Here is a 16,712-nt window from a genome sequence, read left to right as displayed (position 1 = left end):
AGGGGGATTCTGGGATGCTGTCTGTCGTGCCGTCAATCGATCCGGCTGTTGCGCAACTGGCGCCGGGCTTCAGAGCGCTGAGCATTGTTGTGCAAGCGGCGCCGATTCTTGACGCTGAGGTGTCAGGTGTTGCGCTGGCCAGAGCCTGCCAGGCCGTCGCCGCTGGTGGCCCGCAGTGGGCGCCTGCGCATTTGCAGGCCTGGGCCGACGTGTTCCGCCAGTTCGGCGCCAAGCCGCAGCGCACGCCTTGCTCGGCCGAAGCACTGCGCAGACGCGTATTGCGCGACGGCAACTTGCCGAGCATCGATCCGGTGGTTGATCTGTACAACGCCATCAGCCTCGAATACGCGATTCCCGTGGGTGGTGAGAATGCCGAGGCCTATGTCGGCTCGCCGCGTCTGGTCGTGGCCGATGGCAGCGAACCGTTCGACACGACGAAAGAAGGCCAGCCCGCGCATGAGTTCCCGGACGCTGGCGAAGTGGTCTGGCGCGATGACCAAGGCGTGACCTGCCGGCGCTGGAACTGGCGCCAAGGCGTGCGAACCCGCCTTGATGCGCAGGCGCAGCGCATGTGGTTCATTCTCGAAAGCCTGCCGGCCATGCCGCTGGAAGCGCTGACCGAGGCCGGCGACAAGCTGATCGAAGGCCTGCAGCAAATGATGCCCGGCGCCGAGATCGAAAGCATGTTGATCGGGCCGGGGGCGCGGTAGGTTCGATAATGTCACTGAATCTTCAGGCTGGCAGAGTTCCCTTGTAGGAGTGAGCCTGCTCGCGATCGCGTTAGTCCAGTCAACATCTTCATTGACTGGCGTGAGCGATCGCGAGCAGGCTCACTCCTACAGTTGATTGGGTTTTTTCAGGAGGAATGTAGCCTCAGTAAGGGCTGGCTGTTGGACGCACGATCAGTTCGCTGACGTCGACATCCGCCGGTTGTTCAACGGCGTAGGCAATCGCGCGGGCGATGGCTTCGGCGGGGATGGCGATCTTGCGGAATGACTTCATCTCTTCGCGGCCGCCTTCGTCGGAAATGCTCTCGGCCAGTTCCGATTCGGTCACGCCCGGTGCGATGACGGTGACGCGGATATCGCCGCTGACTTCCTGGCGCAAGCCTTCGGAAATGGCCCGCACTGCGTATTTGGTTGCGCAGTACACCGCTGCGGTGGGGCTGACCGCGTAAGCGCCGATCGAGGCGATGTTGATGATCTGCCCGGCGCGCTGGCGCTGCATCAACGGCAGACTGGCGGCGATGCCGTGGAGTACGCCACGGATGTTGACGTCGATCATGCGGTTCCACTCATCGACCTTCAGCGCATCCAGCCGTGACAACGGCATGACCCCGGCGTTGTTGACCAGCACATCGACGCGGCCGTAATGCTCGACGGCGAAATCAACGAAGCGCTGCACATCCTGCTGATCGGTGACGTCCAGTGCGCGGAACTGCGCGTGGCCACCGGCGCCGTTGATCTCTTCGGCAATCACGGCCAGACGCTCGGTGCGCCGTGCGCCCAACACCACTTTGGCGCCACGTTCGGCGAGCAGGCGTGCGGTGGCTTCGCCGATGCCGCTGCTGGCGCCGGTAATCACGATCACTTTGTCTTGAATGTTCAGCATGATGTCGTCCTCTTCTGTGTGCCCGTGAGTGGGCTTGGAAGAAGATTAAGTGCGGCGGCTCATGGGCTATTAATCGATTCCTCCACGGGATTTGCCCAATTCTGCTGCATCGCTTTTCGACAGGTTTCAGGCCCCGCGTGGCGCGTCCCGGTAGGCACTCGGAGTGACCCCGACTTCACGGCGGAACACCTGGGAAAAGTGGCTGGGGCTGGAGTAGCCGACTTCCAGGCCAATGTCGATCACGCTGCGTGCGGTCTCCAGCAACAGATGACGCGCGCGGCTCATGCGCAGGCGGATGAAGTATTGCGAGGGCGATAAACCGGTGGCGCGCTTGAAGGTGCGGCTGAAGTGGTAGTCGCTCAGCCCGGCGATGGCGGCCAGATGACTGAGGCTGAAATCTTCCGCCAGATTCGCATTCATGGCTTCGATCACCCGGCGCAGTTTGTAGGCGGGCAGGGCGTTATCGCGGCGCGGGTTGCTGTCGGGGTCGAGATAATGACGCAGCAAATGGATCGCCAACGCCTGGGCCAGGCTGTGAACCAGCAGTGCACTGGGCTGGCGCTGTTCGGTCAGTTCGATGCGCAGTTGCTCAAGGATGAAGCTGACCTGCTCGTCACGCGCACCGGACACATCGACAAACGTCACTGCACCGGCCTGTTCGCCGAACGCTTCGCGCGCCGCGTGTTCGATCAAGCCCAGACCAAGATAAAGGTGCATGACTTCGAAGACCTCGCAACCTTCGGTCTGCCAGCGCATTTCATAAGGTTCGCGGGTGTTGGTCAGGAAGAAATCGCCCGCCGTGACCTGGCTCGCCTGCCATTCTCCGCCCAACGAACGTTCTTCGACCCGGGCAGTGCCGGCCAATACCAGCACCAGCAGCGGTTCGGCCACGCACGGCACGCGGATCGGCTCAAGCAGAGTCTGATGGCGGAACAGTTGCACAACTACATCCTTGATCTGCGGCCGCGGCGTGGTCGTTTCCGCAACACCGGGCAGATGCTCCGGCATGGCTTCGGCGGTGATGCGCGCGGGCTGGCTGATTGTCGGTGTAGCGGGGCTGGCAGAGGGCACAGGACGCTCCATCAAAAGCTTCGGCTGCGGAATGATTTTGAAGGTTAGGGCGGGCGAACGAGAAATTCCAGCGCAAAACTCCGACAGTCCCGGCAATCGCCCGAAAGCCCGGCGGCGGACAGTGCGCGACAGTGAAGCCGTGTTTACGACCGCGCCATCAGGCGCAACACCGATTCGCTATCGAGGAGTTAAAACCATGACTGATTTCAACCACACCCTGCCACGAGAAGTCGCCGGTAAAGTCGCACTGGTCACTGGCGCGGCCAGTGGCATCGGCAAGGCGATTGCGCTGATGCTGCACGCTCGCGGCGCCAAGGTGATTGCCGAAGACCTCAATCCGGCTGTCGAAGCACTGGCTCGTCCCGATCTGGTGCCGCTGGTGGCGGACATCACTGAGGACGGCGCCGCCGAACGTGCAGTAGGCCTTGCCGTCGAGCAGTTCGGGCGCCTGGATATCCTGGTCAACAACGCCGGGATCATTATCAACAAAGCCGTGATCGACATGAGCCGCGACGACTGGGAAAAGATCCAGGCAGTCAATGCCACGGCAGCGTTCCTGCACTGTCGCGAAGCGGTCAAGGCGATGATCCCGAACAAGTCCGGGGCGATCGTCAATATCGCTTCCTATGCCTCGTACTTTGCGTTTCCGACCATTGCCGCCTACACCGCTTCCAAAGGTGCGCTGGCACAATTGACTCGTACGCTGGCCCTGGAAGTCATCGAACACGGCATTCGCGTCAATGCCATCGGCGTCGGCGATGTGGTGACCAATATTCTCAACGATGTGGTCGAGGACGGCCCTGGCTTCCTCGCGCAGCACGGCGAAGCAGCGCCAATCGGTCGGGCGGCGCAGCCGGAAGAAATCGCCGAAATCGTCACCTTCCTCGCCTCCGACCGCGCCAGTTTCATGGTCGGCTCGGTGGTCATGGCCGATGGCGGCATGACGGTAACGGCGGGTTGATAGTGGGGTGAGAAGCCAAGGGCGCGTGTGATAACGCGCCCATGGCTTTGCCACGATCACGAGCACGCAGAATCAGGCAAATCTGCAGCATCTTTGATCTAGTCGCCGCTGGATAAAACTGGCTAATCTTCCTCCGCAGTTGACCCACCTTCGTCTGCTTTCGAGGCCCTTTGCATGGATAACCACGACGCTTCCATCCTCCACGACACGGCGGTGTATCGCGCCGAACTGGTGCGCTTGCTGACCCAGCGCTTCGATGCGCCGGGCACCTACGAAACCGCGATTGCGCCGCTGCACGTGATCCGTCTCGATGGGCCGTCCGAGGTGATCCATGTCGTGCACCGCCCGGCGCTGTGCCTGATCGTGCAGGGGCGCAAGGAAGTCGGGCTGGGTGACGAACGCTTCCTCTACGACCCGCTGAATTATCTGGTGGTGTCAGTGACGTTGCCGGTGTCGGGACGGGTGATCGAAGCCTCGCCCGAGGCGCCGTATTTTTGCGTACGGCTGGATTTCGATCCGGCACAACTGACGCAACTGATTGCCGAGTCGCCGCTGACCGGCATGCCGCAGGAAACCGGACGCGGGATGTTTCTCGACAAGATCGACGTGACATTGCTCGACACCATGCTGCGTCTGGTGCGGCTGCTGGATAATCCGCGCGACATCGGCATGCTCGCGCCGATGGCGTTGCGCGAGCTGTATTACCGCCTGCTGCGCGGCCAGCACGGGCATCTGCTGTATGAAATCGCCGTCAGCGATTCGCAGACCCACCGGGTCACGCGCGCTATCGACTGGCTGAACAAGAATTTCACTGAACCGCTGCGCATCGACGCGCTGGCGCAGGTGGCCAATCTGAGCAATTCGGCGCTGCATCACCGCTTCAAAGCCGTCACCGCCATGAGCCCGCTGCAATATCAAAAACAGCTGCGCCTGCAAGAGGCGCGGCGGCTGATCATCAATGAAGGGCTGGACGTCTCGAGCGCCTGCTACCGCGTCGGCTACGAAAGCGCTTCGCAGTTCAGCCGCGAATACAGCCGCCAGTTCGGCTGCCCGCCATCCAAGGAACTAAGCCGCCTGCGTCAGACCGGTTGATTACCTCGGGTGTCCCGCCCATTCATCACGAAACCCCAACAGAAAATCCACAAACGCCCGCACCCGTTGCGGCACATAGCGGCCGTGCGGGTAGAGCAGGGTGTAGGGGCGCGAACGTCCGGCGTACGGCTGCAGCACTTCAATCAGGCGGCCATCGGCGAGTTCCTGCTCGACGATGAAACGGTAAGTCTGAAACAGCCCGGCGCTATGCTTGGCCAGCGTCACACCGCCGAGCACATCGTCGGAACAGGAATAGCCACCGTCGGAAATCACTTCCAGGTCTCGGCCGTTTTCCTGAAACAGCCAGGAAATCCGCCGCCCGCTGCTGGGCAATTCGAACTGGATGCACTCATGCGCAATGAGATCGTCGAGGGTCTGCGGCGTGCCGGCTCTATGCAGATATTCGGGGGCGGCGACCACCACCAGGGGGGCGTCTTCCAGCAGGCGCGCGATCAGGGTCGAGTCCGGTTGCGCGCGCACGCGTATCGCCAGGTCGTAGCCCTCTTCAACGAAGTCGATATTGCGATTGCCCAAGTGCACGTCGACCGTGACCTCGGGGTACAACGCGCGAAATTTCGGCAGCAGCGGCAGGATGCGGTGATGCCCGTAGGTGGTCGGCAGGCTGATGCGCAGTCGACCCGATGGCGAAGTCTGCGCGCCCATGACTTCCTGCTGCGCTTCGACCAGTTGCGTCAGGGCCTGGCTGCATTGTTCGAAGAAGCTCCGTCCGGCGTCGGTGAGGCGAATGCTGCGCGTGGTGCGGGCGAACAGTCGCGAACCCAGGCGTTGCTCCAGACGCAGAATCGACCGGCTCACCGCAGCGGGCGTGACCCCGGCCAGTTGCGCGGCGGCGGTGAAGCTGCCGGCTTCGGCGGCCAGGCAGAACAGTTCGATACTGCCTAACTGCAAATCTTCAAAATGGCGTTTCATTGTGGCTCGCACCGAGGATCGACGGACGTTCATCCTCTGTGTACCACAACCAACGACGCCGCCGGTACCCACCGGCGGCGTTGCAGGGTTTCGATCAATGGCCGGCGCTCTGGCCACCGTCGACATGCAGGATCTCGCCAGTGACGAAATTTGCGCCGTCGAGGTAGAGGATCGCTTGCACGATGTCGTCGATTTCTCCCATGTGGCCGACCGGGTGCAGGCTGCCCAGCGCCTGATGGGTTTCCTCAGCGTGCATCGGCGTTTTGATGATGCCCGGCGATACCGCGTTGACCCGGATGCCGCGCTTGGCGTACTCGATGGCCAGGGATTTGGTCGCGGCGTTGATGCCGCCCTTGGTCAGTGACGCCAATACCGAAGGCACGCCGTCGATTGCATGATCGACCAGGCTGGTGGTGACGCTGACGACGTGGCCGCTGCCGTGTTTTTCCATCTCGGCAATGGCCAGTTGCGAGATGTAGAAGAAGCCGCTCATGTTGGTCGCCACGACCTGGGCATAGTCCGCCTGGCTGTAAGCGGTGAACGGCTTGGCCAGAAAGATCCCGGCATTGTTGACCAGCGTATCGACGCGACCGAAGCGGGCAACAGCGGCGCGAATCACGCGCTCGGCGGTTTGCGGATCGGCAATGTCACCGGCGACGGTCAGCACATCCGGGTCGCTCGACTCTTTGATCGAGCGCGAGGTCGCGACCACTTGATGGCCAAGGGCGCGAAAGCCTTCGACCAGACCTGCACCGATGCCTTGCGAGGCGCCGGTGATGACAACTACTTTTTTCGATGTGCTCATGATGATTTCCTCTGTCGCTGGCCCGTCAGGATGGCGGGTGGCTGTTGGAGGAGACTTTAGGAAGTTGCGTGGAGTTGATAAATGGGGGCTGAGGTACATCATTTGTGCTTCGGTGTATCTAATCAGAGCGGGCCTCGAATGATTGTCCCGTTTGAGTGGACGGTGAAACGCTTTTCAGCCGATTTATCCCTCTGCTGTGCGTCAGTAATCTGTACCCAACTTGAACGCAACAACAAACTTCAAAACTTGAAAAGGGACGCACACCATGACCACTCCAACCTACAACCGCCTGAACAAAGACGACGCTATCGTGCTGCTGGTTGACCACCAGACCGGTCTGATCTCGCTGGTGCAGGACTTCTCGCCGAACGAGTTCAAGAACAATGTGCTGGCGCTGGCGGATCTGGCCAAGTTCTTTGACCTGCCGACCATCCTCACCACCAGCTTCGAACAAGGTCCGAACGGCCCGCTGGTACCAGAGTTGAAAGAAATGTTCCCGGACGCGCCGTACATCGCTCGTCCAGGCCAGATCAACGCCTGGGACAACGAAGACTTCGTCAAGGCAATCAAGGCCACCGGGCGCAAGCAGATCATCATTGCCGGTGTCGTAACGGATGTCTGTGTAGCGTTCCCGACGCTGTCGGCGCTGGCGGAAGGGTTTGACGTGTTCGTGGTCACCGATGCGTCCGGCACCTTCAACACCACCGTGCAGCAAGCCGCGTGGAGCCGCATGACTCAAGCCGGCGCGCAGATGATGAACTGGTTCTCGGTGGCCTGTGAGCTGCACCGCGACTGGCGCAACGACATTGAAGGCCTGGGCAATCTGTTGTCGCAGCGCATTCCCAACTACCGCAACCTGATGAACAGCTACTCGGCGCTGACGCAGCAGAAGTAAGTTCACGACCCACGAAAAAGCCTGCTTTTAACAGCAGGCTTTTTGTTTTTCCGACGGCTGCGGCCAACTTGGTTGCTCTGTAGCTTGACCCACCGCTTTCCCGAGCAGGCTCGCTCCTGCAGTTGACCGTGTTTCCTCAGGAGAAATGCAATTTCCTGTGGGAGCGAGCCTGCTCGCGAAGACGGCGGCACAGTCACCCGAGCAATTCGCTGATCCACTGCATCTCTTGCTTCAGCGCAAGAATTTTGTCCTCCGGCAACGTCTGTTGCGCTCTCGTAAACTGCCCCAACGTCTTCTGCCGCTGCTTCAGCCTGCGTTGCCATTTGTGCAGAAATGCCGGGCAGCGCGCCTGCAGATGCAGCGGTCCGAAAAACAGTTCCCTGGCATCGTAAGTCACCGGATCAGAGCCGCGCTCGGCAACGATGATTTCATAGTCGAAGCGGTTCTCATGCATCACCTCTTCACAGACGATGCGGTAGCCGTTATCCATCAACCACTGGCGCAGCGATTGCTCGCCGCCGTTGGGTTGCAGGATCAAGCGTTCGTGGCCACTGAGATGGGCTTTACCACTGTCGAAAATATCGCGAATGGTTTCGCCGCCCATGCCGCACAGGGTGATGGCGCTGATGCCGTCGTCAGGCCTGATCGCCGCCAGACCATCGGCCAGACGCACGCTGATCTGCCCCTGCAGATCGTTGTCATTGACGGTGCGTTGCGCCGCGTGGAACGGCGTCAACGCGACCTCGCCAGCCACCGCCGCTGTAATCAGGCCTCGGCGCATCAGGGCAGCCGGCAAATAGGCGTGATCCGAGCCGATATCCGCCAGCCGCGCGCCGATCGGCACGTGGGCAGCGACGCGCTCCAGGCGCATGGACAATGTCTGTTGGTTCAATGGCGACCCCGTTCACCCAGCGGTGGAAAAAGGGGTGCGACTCTGGCGAGCAACGCTGGCGCTGTCAATTACGCGATGGAATTACTCGAACCATCGGCAGCATTGCGCTGCCGATGGGGGCTTGCGCTTAGCCGGCGAGCGTTGCGTTGTCGATGACGAAGCGGTATTTCACGTCGCCCTTGAGCATGCGCTCATAGGACTCGTTGATCTGGTCGGCGCGGATCAGTTCGATGTCGGAAACGATGCCGTGCTCGGCGCAGAAATCCAGCATTTCCTGAGTCTCGGGAATGCCGCCGATCATTGAACCGGCAATGGTGCGCCGCTTGGTGATCAGGTTGAATACGTTCGGCGACGGATGCGGCGATGCGGGCGCACCGACCAGGGTCAACGCGCCGTCGCGCTTGAGCAGGACGAGGAAGGCGTCGAGATCGTGCGGCGCTGCGACGGTATTGAGGATGAAGTCGAAACTCTTGGTGTGTGCCGCCATTTCTTCGGCATTGCGCGACACCACCACTTCGTCCGCGCCCAGTGCCTTGGCCGCTTCACGCTTGGATTCGGAGGTGGTGAACGCGACCACGTGGGCGCCCATGGCGTGGGCCAGTTTGATGCCCATGTGGCCGAGGCCACCAATGCCGACCACGCCGACTTTCTTGCCGGGGCCAGCGTTCCAGTGGCGCAGCGGCGAGTAGGTGGTAATGCCGGCGCAGAGCAGCGGCGCGACGGCGGCCAATTGCGCCTCGGGATGACGGATGCGCAACACATAGCGCTCGTGCACGACGATGTTTTGTGAGTAACCACCGAGGGTCCAGCCCGGAGCATCCGGGGTCGGGAAATTGTAGGTGCCGATCATGCCGTCGCAGTAATTTTCCAGGCCGTAGTCGCAGTCATCGCAGTGCTGGCAGCTGTCGACGATGCAACCGACACCGACCAGATCGCCGACTTTGTAGGCTTTGACGTGATCGCCGACCGCCGAGACGCGGCCGACGATTTCATGGCCGGGCACGCAGGGGAATTGCGTGCCAGCCCATTCGGCGCGCACCTGATGCAAGTCGGAATGGCAGATGCCGCAGAAAGCGATATCGATCTGCACGTCGTGCGCCGCCGGGGCACGGCGGTTGATCTGCATCGGCTCAAGAGGTTTGTCGCCAGCGTGGGCGCCGTAGGCTTGTACGAGCATGTGAGCATCCTCCATGGGGTTGTCGGACGCCCATTGTTGCGCCCGGGTCGGAGCGCGAGGTAGTGCATTTCTGTGAAATGCTTGCCTGATTCTGCTGTTGATTGCGCAACCGAAAGGCAGCCGTATGGCTGCCGTTTCAGGCTCAACGCGGATTGGGCCGGTCGTCCATCTCGGCGTTATCGGTTTCCTGACGTACCCGCTCCGGATCCAGGCCGGTACTGTCATCGTCCAGCGGGATTTCGCCTTCATTGTCGGGCAGTTCGTCGATGCCGCGTTCCTTCATCGGATCGACCTCGGTACGCCCCGGACTCAGCGGGTCGGGCGTGGTTGGGAGCGGATCGTCACCTTGCTTGCCTTGATCGTTATTCATCTCACACCTCGTCATGGCCGTTTTCTACGGCTTGTGCAGGTTGGAGGTGCGGGTGATTTTCGCCGTTCGATTTTTTTGCCTGCCTTCGGTCGCCTCGCAAAAAAGCGGAATTTCTCCGACGCGCGCGGCTCCATAAACCAACAGCCAGAGGCGAGGACGCAATGATGAGCAGCTCATTCAAAGTCGGCGATGCGGTGCGCTGGAATTCCGAGGCCGGCGAGATTCACGGCAAAGTGGTCAAGGTGCACACCCGCGATACCGAATTCATGGGCCGCCACCGCCCGGCCTCGAAAGATGCGCCGCAGTACGAGGTCAAGAGCGACAAGACCGGCCACCTGGCCATGCATCACGGCGACGCGCTGAAGCACGTTTAGAAACGCGCCAGCCGGTAGGCGTCGGCATTCGGCAACTCGCCGGCCGCGCCTGAGACCATCTGCCCGATCATCTCCGCCGTCACCGCCGCCTGCGTCAGTCCCAGATGCTGATGACCGAAGGCAAGCAAGACCTTGCCGTCGCAAACCTGATCGATCACCGGCAGCGAATCCGGCAGCGACGGGCGAAAGCCCATCCACGGCGTCGCGCCATCAGCGTTCAGGTCATGGCGAAACAGGCCTTGGCTCAGGCGCTGCAACTGCCAGGCGCGTGCCATGTTCGCTGGCCGCTCCAGCCCGGCGAATTCGACCGTGCCCGCCAGGCGCAGGCCTTCGCGCATCGGCGTCATGATGAATTTGCGTTCCAGCGAGGTGACGGGGAAGGGCAGGCGATCATGTTCGTGCGGCAGCATCAGGTGATAGCCACGTTCGGTGTCCAACGGTACTTGCTTGCCGGTCAGCGCGGCAGTCAGCTTCGCCGAATGCGCACCGCAGGCCAGTAACGCTCGAGCGGCTGTTACGCCGCCATTGCCGGTGACTAACAGCACACCGTTTTCCTGCACGTAGCCGCCCTTAACCTGCTGCTGGAGAAAACTCACGCCGCTGCTGCGAGCCGCTTCGACCAGTGCGCAGACCACCCGATAGGGGTCAAGGAAATGCCCGGTGCGCGGGAAAAACAGTCCGCCCTGAATCTGTTCGCTGAGCTGCGGCGCCGTTTCACGGATCGCCCCGGCCTGCCAGTAATCCACCGGCACCTGCTGCTGATGCAGTCGTGCCTGCAAGGCTTCGATGGCCTGACGGGATTCAGGTTTTTCGAAGACCAGTAACGAGCCGTCAACCTTGAGCAGATCGGTGCGCTGGATATCGCTGAGCAAGCGCTGCCACGCGTCGAGGCTGCTTTCGTTGAGCGCGCGCAAGCCGGCGACGGTTTTCTGAAAAGGCTCGGGCCGCAGATTCAGCAGCAAGCGGGTGAACCACGGCAGGGCGCGCGGCAGGTATTTCCAGTCCAGACGCAGCGGTCCCATCGGGTCCATGAGCATGGCTGGCAAGCGCTTGAGTATCGAAACATCAGCGATCGGAAATACCTGCTCGGTGGCCAGATGTCCGGCGTTGCCGAACGAAGCGCCATGCCCCGGTTCCTGCTGATCGATGACCACCACCCGCAAACCCTGACGCGCCAGGCGCAGTGCGCAAGCTACGCCAATGATTCCGGCGCCGACCACGGCGATGTCGTGCGAAGGATTATTCGCCATGGCGTGTCGCTTCCCGTTGGCCATCGAGCAAGCGCCGAAGGCTGAGCGGATTGGTCTGTTGCAGCGCCGTCGGCAGCAAGCTGTCGGGGAAATCCTGATAGCACACCGGCCGCAGGAAACGCAGGATCGCCGCAGTGCCCACCGAGGTGCTGCGCGCATCCGAGGTTGCCGGGTAAGGCCCGCCATGCACCATTGCATCGCAGACTTCCACGCCGGTCGGCCAGCCATTGACCAGCAAGCGCCCGGCCTTGCGCTCGAGGGTTGGCAACAACGTGCGCGCCAGTGCAAGGTCGGCGTCATCCATGTGCAGGGTCGCGGTCAGTTGGCCTTCCAGATGTTGGCAGACCTGACGGATTTCTTCGTCACTGCTGCATTGCACGATCAGCGCTGTCGCGCCGAAGACCTCGGCTTGCAAGCTTTGATCGGCAAGAAAATCCGCTGCATCGGTGCTGAAGACATGCGCCTGACACTGATTCGGGCCGCCGCCGACTTGGCCAACCGCTACCGCGCGTGCACGGGGATTGCCTTGCAGTGCCGTCACGCCTGCTTGATAGGCACCGAAGATGCCGGGCGTGAGCATGGTTTGCGCCGCGCTGCGCGGGATCAGTTCAGCCACCGCGCTGAGGAACCCGTCGAGCGCCGGGCCTTTGCGTGCAATCAACAATCCCGGGTTGGTGCAGAACTGCCCTGCGCCCAATGTCAGCGACGCGACAAACCCTTCGGCCAGCGCCTGCGCGCGATTTTCCAGCGCGGCGGGAAACAGCAAAACCGGGTTGATCGAGCTCATTTCTGCATACACCGGAATCGGCTCCGGCCGCGCTTGCGCAGCTTTCATCAAGGCCAGCCCGCCGGTGCGCGAGCCGGTGAAACCAGCGGCTTTGATGCGCCAGTCGCTGACCAATGCGATGCCGACTTCGTAGCCAGAATCGAACAACAAGGAAAACACGCCCTCGGGCAGAGCGCAGGCTTTGACCGCTTGCGCGACTGCGCGGCCGACCAGTTCGCTGGTGCCCGGATGGGCGCTGTGCGCCTTGACGATTACCGGGCAACCGGCCGCCAGTGCTGCGGCGGTGTCGCCACCGGCCACGGAAAATGCCAGCGGAAAGTTGCTCGCGCCGAACACCGCAACCGGCCCCAAGGCAATCTGCCGCTGGCGCAGGTCGGAGCGCGGCAGTGGCTGGCGTTGCGGTTGCGCACTGTCGACGCGCACATCCAGCCATTCACCCGCGCGCACCGTACGGGCGAACAGGCGCAATTGCGAGCAGGTGCGGCCACGTTCGCCCTGGAGGCGTGCACGCGGCAGACCGGTTTCTGCGTGGGCGCGTTCGATCAGTTCGTCGCCAAGGTTTTCGATGTGTTCGGCAATGCTTTCGAGAAATGCCGTACGGGCGCTCAGGCTGGTTTCGCGATACGCATCTTGCGCCGCCCAGGCCAGGGCGCAGGCTTGTTCCACCTGTTCGGCTGATGCCCCGGCGTACTGCGGTTCAAGTGCCTGGTTGGTCGCCGGATCGATCGCGCGAAAGGCCGGACGATTGCCCGCCACGGATTGTTGGCCGATCAGCATGTTGCCCGTCAGAGTCATGGTGTCTTCCTGTGAAATGAGCGAGGCCTGCCGCGAATCGTGATGACTCGCGGCAGGTGGTGGTCAGGCGAAGTTCTGTTCGGCAGACCAGTTCTCGTACCAGTGACGGAACAGCGAATATTGCTTCTCGGCATAGCGCCGTTGCGAGTCGCTCAGCGCATCGGTTTCGTTGAAGTGCAGGGTGTATTCCTTGTCGCCGTTGAGCACCATCAAGTGCTTGTAATACAGCACCAGATCACAGCCTTCGTCGAACGATGACAGCACTGCCAATGCCGATTCCAGCTCCCGCGCCTGACGCCGGGCCTTGGCATCGCCTTGCGCGGCCTGCTTGCTCAGCGCCACCAGTTGCAACACTTCGCGAGGAAGGGCGTTGCCGATGCCGGTGATGGCGCCGGTGGCGTTGCAGTTGACGAAGCCGTGCACCACTTGCGTGTCGACACCGACCATCAGGGTCACGTCATCGTCCTTGGAGGTGATGTTCTCAGCCGCGTAGCGCAGGTCTGCGCCACCGCCGAATTCCTTGAAGCCGATCAGGTTCGGGTATTCACGGCGTAGTTCGAAAAACAGATCGGCGCGGGTGGCGAAGCCGTAGTAAGGGCTGTTGTAGATCACCGCCGGCAAGTTCGGCGCGGCTTGCAGGATCGCGGCGAAGTGGGCTTTTTGCGCGGTGGCTGAAGCGCCACGGGACAGCACGCGCGGAATGACCATCAAGCCTTGCGCGCCGACTTTCGCCGCATGCGCTGCGTGGGAAACCGCTTCACGGGTATTCACCGCACCAGTGCCGACGATGGTCGGCACCCCGGCGGCGACCAGGCGCGCCACGCCTTCCTGACGCTCGGCTTCAGTCAGCAGCGGCCAGTCGCCCATCGAGCCGCAATAGACCACGGCGCTCATGCCGATATCAATCAGCTCGCGTCCCTTGGCCACCAGCGCATCGAAGTCCGGTTTGCGCTGGGCGGTGCACGGGGTCATCAGGGCCGGCATGCAACCGGTGAAGATGTTGTCGCTCATGATTCAACTCCTTGGCATTTCGTTTTATTCGAGGGAAAAAATCGGCGTGGCGGCTCAGATGCCCCACGCGAACGGGTCGGTTTCGTCGATCAGCAAGGTGCTGTCGGCGGTCATGTAGGCGCGGCCGGTGATGAACGGGCGAATGCGTTCACCTTCCCATTCAAAGCGGCCTTCGAACTGGCTGCCGGTGATGCTCGCCTGGATCCACGGTGCGCCCGCTTGCAGCTTGTCGTCGGCTGCCAGGCAGGCAAGTTTGGCGCTGGTGCCGGTGCCGCACGGTGAGCGGTCATAGGCTTTGCCGGGGCACATGACGAAGTTGCGGCTGTCGGCCTGATCGTCATCGGCGAACAGTTCGATGTGGTCGATGACCGCGCCGTCTTCGCCAAAAACGCCTTGGTCTTCCAGCTCCTTGAGCATCGCCCAGGTGTACGCCGTCAGGTGTTCGACGTTGTCCATGGTCAGGGTCTGGCCATGCTCGGAAACCAGGAAAAACCAGTTGCCGCCGTAGGCGATATCACCGACTACGCGACCAAAACCGGGCACGTCCACTGGTACCTGTTTGCGATAGCGGTAGGCGGGCACGTTGCCCAGAGTGACCGAGCCATCGTCGTGCAGCGTCGCGCTGACTTGCCCCACCGGTGTGTCGATCTTGTGCACGCCCGGCTGGATTTTCCCCAGATGCTGCAACGAATTGATCAGGCCAATGGTGCCGTGGCCGCACATGCCCAGGTATCCGGCGTTGTTGAAGAAGATCACCCCGCAAGTGGCGTCCGCCGATACCGGTGGGCAATACAGGGCGCCGACCAGCACATCGTTGCCGCGCGGCTCGAGCAGACAGGCGCGGCGCCACTGATCGTGCTGGCTGCGCAGGGCATCGCGTTTCTCGGCCATGCTGTTGCCGGACAGCTCGGGGAAGCCGCTCATCACCAGTCGTGTCGGCTCGCCGCCGGTGTGGGAATCAATGATGTGTACTCGTTTCATGAAGAGATCCCGTTGGATGATTTCAGTAGGCGCCGGCAGGGCGGGCGTTGACGGTGGGCGAGGGCGCAGGGCTTTCGCTTTCTTCGTCTTCGTCGTCCAGGCGCAGCAGATGGGCAGGCACGCCGGTCGCCGCGCCCCAGTAGTAAATGCCGGTGGCGCAAGCGGCGACGACAAGGGTGTCGAACGGATGGGCGAGGATGCCCAGGCCACCGAAGGTGCCGAGTTTCGACAGCACGATGGTCACCGCGTAGAAGGCGATCAGCCACGCCGATGAACGCACCTGACGCGCCATACTCAGATGGGCGGTGGGCACGAAACGACCGCAGAACAGGTAGATGACAAACATCAGAATCTGCAGACCAAGCAGCCACGACACGGTGTTCCAGCCCGACCAGTAAACGATCAGCGCGGCGATGATGAACGACACCGGCCCGAGCAGGCCCATTCTCCTGACCCGAAACGGGCGCGGCATGTCCGGCGCATTGCGCCGCAGCGCCGCAACCGATACGGGCGCCACCGCATAGCTCAACACCAGCGCGGCGGAGACCACGTTGATCAGCGCTTCCCACGACGGGAATGGCAGGGTCCAGAACACCGACAGGGCGAAAGTCAGCCACAGCGCCGGACGCGGGATGCCGGACTTTTCATCGATGTGCGTGAAGACCTTGAAGAAGGTGCCGGTCTGCGCCCAGCCGTAGATCACTCGCGGGGTGGCGTTCATGTAGATGTTGCCGCAGCCGCTCGGCGAGATCACCGCATCGGCGACCACCAGATACGCCAGCCAGCCGACACCGAGCGCCAGGGCGATGTCGCGATAGGGCAGGGCGAATTCCTTGCTGATACCGGCCCAGCCGTTGGCGAGCATCTCCGTCGGGATGCTGCCGAGAAAAGCCATTTGCAGCAGCACGTAGATCAAGGTCGACAGCAGCACCGAGAGAATCAGCGCGATGGGAATGGTGCGCTGTGGATTTTTCACTTCGCTGGCCACGGAAATGATTGGCGTCAGGCCCAGATAGGCAAAGATGATTCCGCCGGCGGAGACCGCCATCTCCACGCCGGACAAGCCGAACGGGGCGAATCCCTGAACCTGAAAGTTCTCCGGTTTGAAGAAGGTGAACAGCACGCCGATCACCAGCAACGGCACGATGAATTTGAACACGCTGACCAGATTATTGGCCTTGGCGAAGGTCTTCACGCTGCGGTAGTTGAGCAGGAAAAACACGCAGAGCAGGCCGAACTGCACCAGCCAGCCGAGGATCGTCGGATCGCCACTGCCAGCCTTGGTCAGGCCGGGAAACCACGCCGCCGCGTATTGGCGCGAGGCGACCACTTCGATCGCCACCAGACTGGAAAACGCAATCAATGTGATGAAGCCCATCAGGTAGCCGAGCAGCGGGCCGTGGGAATAAACCGGGTAGCGCACCACGCCGCCAGCGCGGGGCAATGCTGCGCCCAGTTCGCAATAGACGATACCCAGCAGCAACACGGCGAAACCGCCCAGCAACCAGGAGAAAATCCCCGCCGGCCCGGCAATCGCCGAGACATGGCTGGCGGCGAACAACCAGCCGGAGCCGAAGATCGCGCCGAGTCCGATAAAGGTGAGGTCGATCAATGAAAGCTGTTTTTTGAACTTGCCTTGGCCTGACATGGCATCGCCTTCTTGTGAGTTATTGGATAGGCAGTTGTGTCACGGGGACGAGCAGACTTTGC

The 16,712-nt window shown here is 61.9% G+C and carries 17 protein-coding genes; 5 read left to right on the top strand and 12 right to left on the bottom strand.

What is annotated here, in order from left to right; translation table 11 throughout:
* Positions 1-14 precede the first annotated feature (14 nt).
* Positions 15-710 carry a B3/B4 domain-containing protein gene (locus BXA01_RS04590; RefSeq protein WP_076563387.1) on the top strand — a complete coding sequence of 232 codons (696 nt, stop codon included), beginning with the start codon at positions 15-17 and terminating at the stop codon, positions 708-710.
* 163 nt (positions 711-873) lie between these two features.
* Here the strand turns inward: BXA01_RS04590 and BXA01_RS04585 are convergent, their stop codons facing one another.
* Together BXA01_RS04585 and BXA01_RS04580 are read right to left on the bottom strand one after the other, a co-directional pair.
* Entirely contained in the window at positions 874-1,611 is a 738-nt protein-coding gene (locus BXA01_RS04585) for an SDR family oxidoreductase (protein WP_076563386.1), read from the bottom strand.
* A gap of 126 nt (positions 1,612-1,737) precedes the next feature.
* The gene (locus BXA01_RS04580; RefSeq protein WP_083957576.1) at positions 1,738-2,619 is read right to left on the bottom strand and encodes a helix-turn-helix domain-containing protein; all 882 of its coding nucleotides are present in this window, start codon (positions 2,617-2,619) and stop codon (positions 1,738-1,740) included.
* A gap of 259 nt (positions 2,620-2,878) precedes the next feature.
* On the opposite strand from BXA01_RS04580, the gene BXA01_RS04575 reads away from it, so the two are divergent.
* Both BXA01_RS04575 and BXA01_RS04570 read left to right on the top strand, forming a co-directional pair.
* Positions 2,879-3,643, top strand: coding sequence for an SDR family NAD(P)-dependent oxidoreductase (locus BXA01_RS04575; protein WP_076563384.1), 765 nt, complete (start codon positions 2,879-2,881; stop codon positions 3,641-3,643).
* A 174-nt stretch (positions 3,644-3,817) separates the two neighbouring features.
* A complete protein-coding gene (locus tag BXA01_RS04570) occupies positions 3,818-4,735 on the top strand; it encodes an AraC family transcriptional regulator (RefSeq protein WP_076563383.1) in 918 nt (305 codons plus the stop codon).
* On the opposite strand, the gene BXA01_RS04565 is transcribed toward BXA01_RS04570, so the two are convergent.
* Together BXA01_RS04565 and BXA01_RS04560 are read right to left on the bottom strand one after the other, a co-directional pair.
* Positions 4,736-5,665, bottom strand: coding sequence for a LysR family transcriptional regulator (locus BXA01_RS04565; RefSeq protein ID WP_076563382.1), 930 nt, complete (start codon positions 5,663-5,665; stop codon positions 4,736-4,738).
* Positions 5,666-5,759: 94 nt separating this feature from the next.
* A complete protein-coding gene (locus BXA01_RS04560) occupies positions 5,760-6,470 on the bottom strand; it encodes an SDR family NAD(P)-dependent oxidoreductase (protein WP_016774234.1) in 711 nt (236 codons plus the stop codon).
* A gap of 265 nt (positions 6,471-6,735) precedes the next feature.
* On the opposite strand from BXA01_RS04560, the gene ycaC reads away from it, so the two are divergent.
* Positions 6,736-7,365, top strand: a complete 630-nt coding sequence (gene ycaC / locus BXA01_RS04555) for an isochorismate family cysteine hydrolase YcaC (RefSeq protein WP_016774235.1) — start codon at positions 6,736-6,738, stop codon at positions 7,363-7,365.
* A 193-nt stretch (positions 7,366-7,558) separates the two neighbouring features.
* On the opposite strand, the gene BXA01_RS04550 is transcribed toward ycaC, so the two are convergent.
* The 3 genes from BXA01_RS04550 to BXA01_RS04540 form a co-directional block, all read right to left on the bottom strand.
* On the bottom strand, positions 7,559-8,257 hold the full coding sequence (locus tag BXA01_RS04550) for a tRNA (adenine(22)-N(1))-methyltransferase (RefSeq protein ID WP_076563381.1): 699 nt from the start codon (positions 8,255-8,257) through the stop codon (positions 7,559-7,561).
* Between the two features lie 127 nt (positions 8,258-8,384).
* Entirely contained in the window at positions 8,385-9,434 is a 1,050-nt protein-coding gene (locus BXA01_RS04545) for an NAD(P)-dependent alcohol dehydrogenase (RefSeq protein ID WP_076563380.1), read from the bottom strand.
* A 142-nt stretch (positions 9,435-9,576) separates the two neighbouring features.
* Positions 9,577-9,804 carry a hypothetical protein gene (locus tag BXA01_RS04540; protein WP_076563379.1) on the bottom strand — a complete coding sequence of 76 codons (228 nt, stop codon included), beginning with the start codon at positions 9,802-9,804 and terminating at the stop codon, positions 9,577-9,579.
* Positions 9,805-9,968: 164 nt separating this feature from the next.
* On the opposite strand from BXA01_RS04540, the gene BXA01_RS04535 reads away from it, so the two are divergent.
* Positions 9,969-10,178: a DUF2945 domain-containing protein gene (locus tag BXA01_RS04535; protein ID WP_076563378.1), complete on the top strand. Its 210-nt coding sequence runs from the start codon at positions 9,969-9,971 to the stop codon at positions 10,176-10,178.
* Here the strand turns inward: BXA01_RS04535 and BXA01_RS04530 are convergent.
* The 5 genes from BXA01_RS04530 to BXA01_RS04510 form a co-directional block, all read right to left on the bottom strand.
* The gene (locus BXA01_RS04530) at positions 10,175-11,428 is read right to left on the bottom strand and encodes an NAD(P)/FAD-dependent oxidoreductase (protein WP_076563377.1); all 1,254 of its coding nucleotides are present in this window, start codon (positions 11,426-11,428) and stop codon (positions 10,175-10,177) included. The two genes, BXA01_RS04535 and BXA01_RS04530, sit on opposite strands and share 4 nt — an antisense overlap.
* Positions 11,418-13,010, bottom strand: coding sequence for an aldehyde dehydrogenase (NADP(+)) (locus tag BXA01_RS04525; RefSeq protein ID WP_076563376.1), 1,593 nt, complete (start codon positions 13,008-13,010; stop codon positions 11,418-11,420). The genes BXA01_RS04530 and BXA01_RS04525 overlap by 11 nt, the downstream gene beginning before the upstream one ends.
* Positions 13,011-13,073: 63 nt before the next feature.
* Complete coding sequence (locus BXA01_RS04520; RefSeq protein ID WP_076563375.1) at positions 13,074-14,021, bottom strand: dihydrodipicolinate synthase family protein; 948 nt, start codon at positions 14,019-14,021, stop codon at positions 13,074-13,076.
* Positions 14,022-14,075: 54 nt separating this feature from the next.
* Positions 14,076-15,002 carry a 4-hydroxyproline epimerase gene (locus tag BXA01_RS04515; protein WP_076563374.1) on the bottom strand — a complete coding sequence of 309 codons (927 nt, stop codon included), beginning with the start codon at positions 15,000-15,002 and terminating at the stop codon, positions 14,076-14,078.
* Positions 15,003-15,024: 22 nt separating this feature from the next.
* Entirely contained in the window at positions 15,025-16,650 is a 1,626-nt protein-coding gene (locus tag BXA01_RS04510) for an APC family permease (protein ID WP_076563373.1), read from the bottom strand.
* Positions 16,651-16,712 lie beyond the last annotated feature (62 nt).

The organism is Pseudomonas sp. B10 (assembly GCF_900156235.1).
Taxonomy (GTDB): Bacteria; Pseudomonadota; Gammaproteobacteria; order Pseudomonadales; family Pseudomonadaceae; genus Aquipseudomonas; species Aquipseudomonas siliginis.
This window is presented reverse-complemented; position numbering and strand designations above follow the sequence as displayed.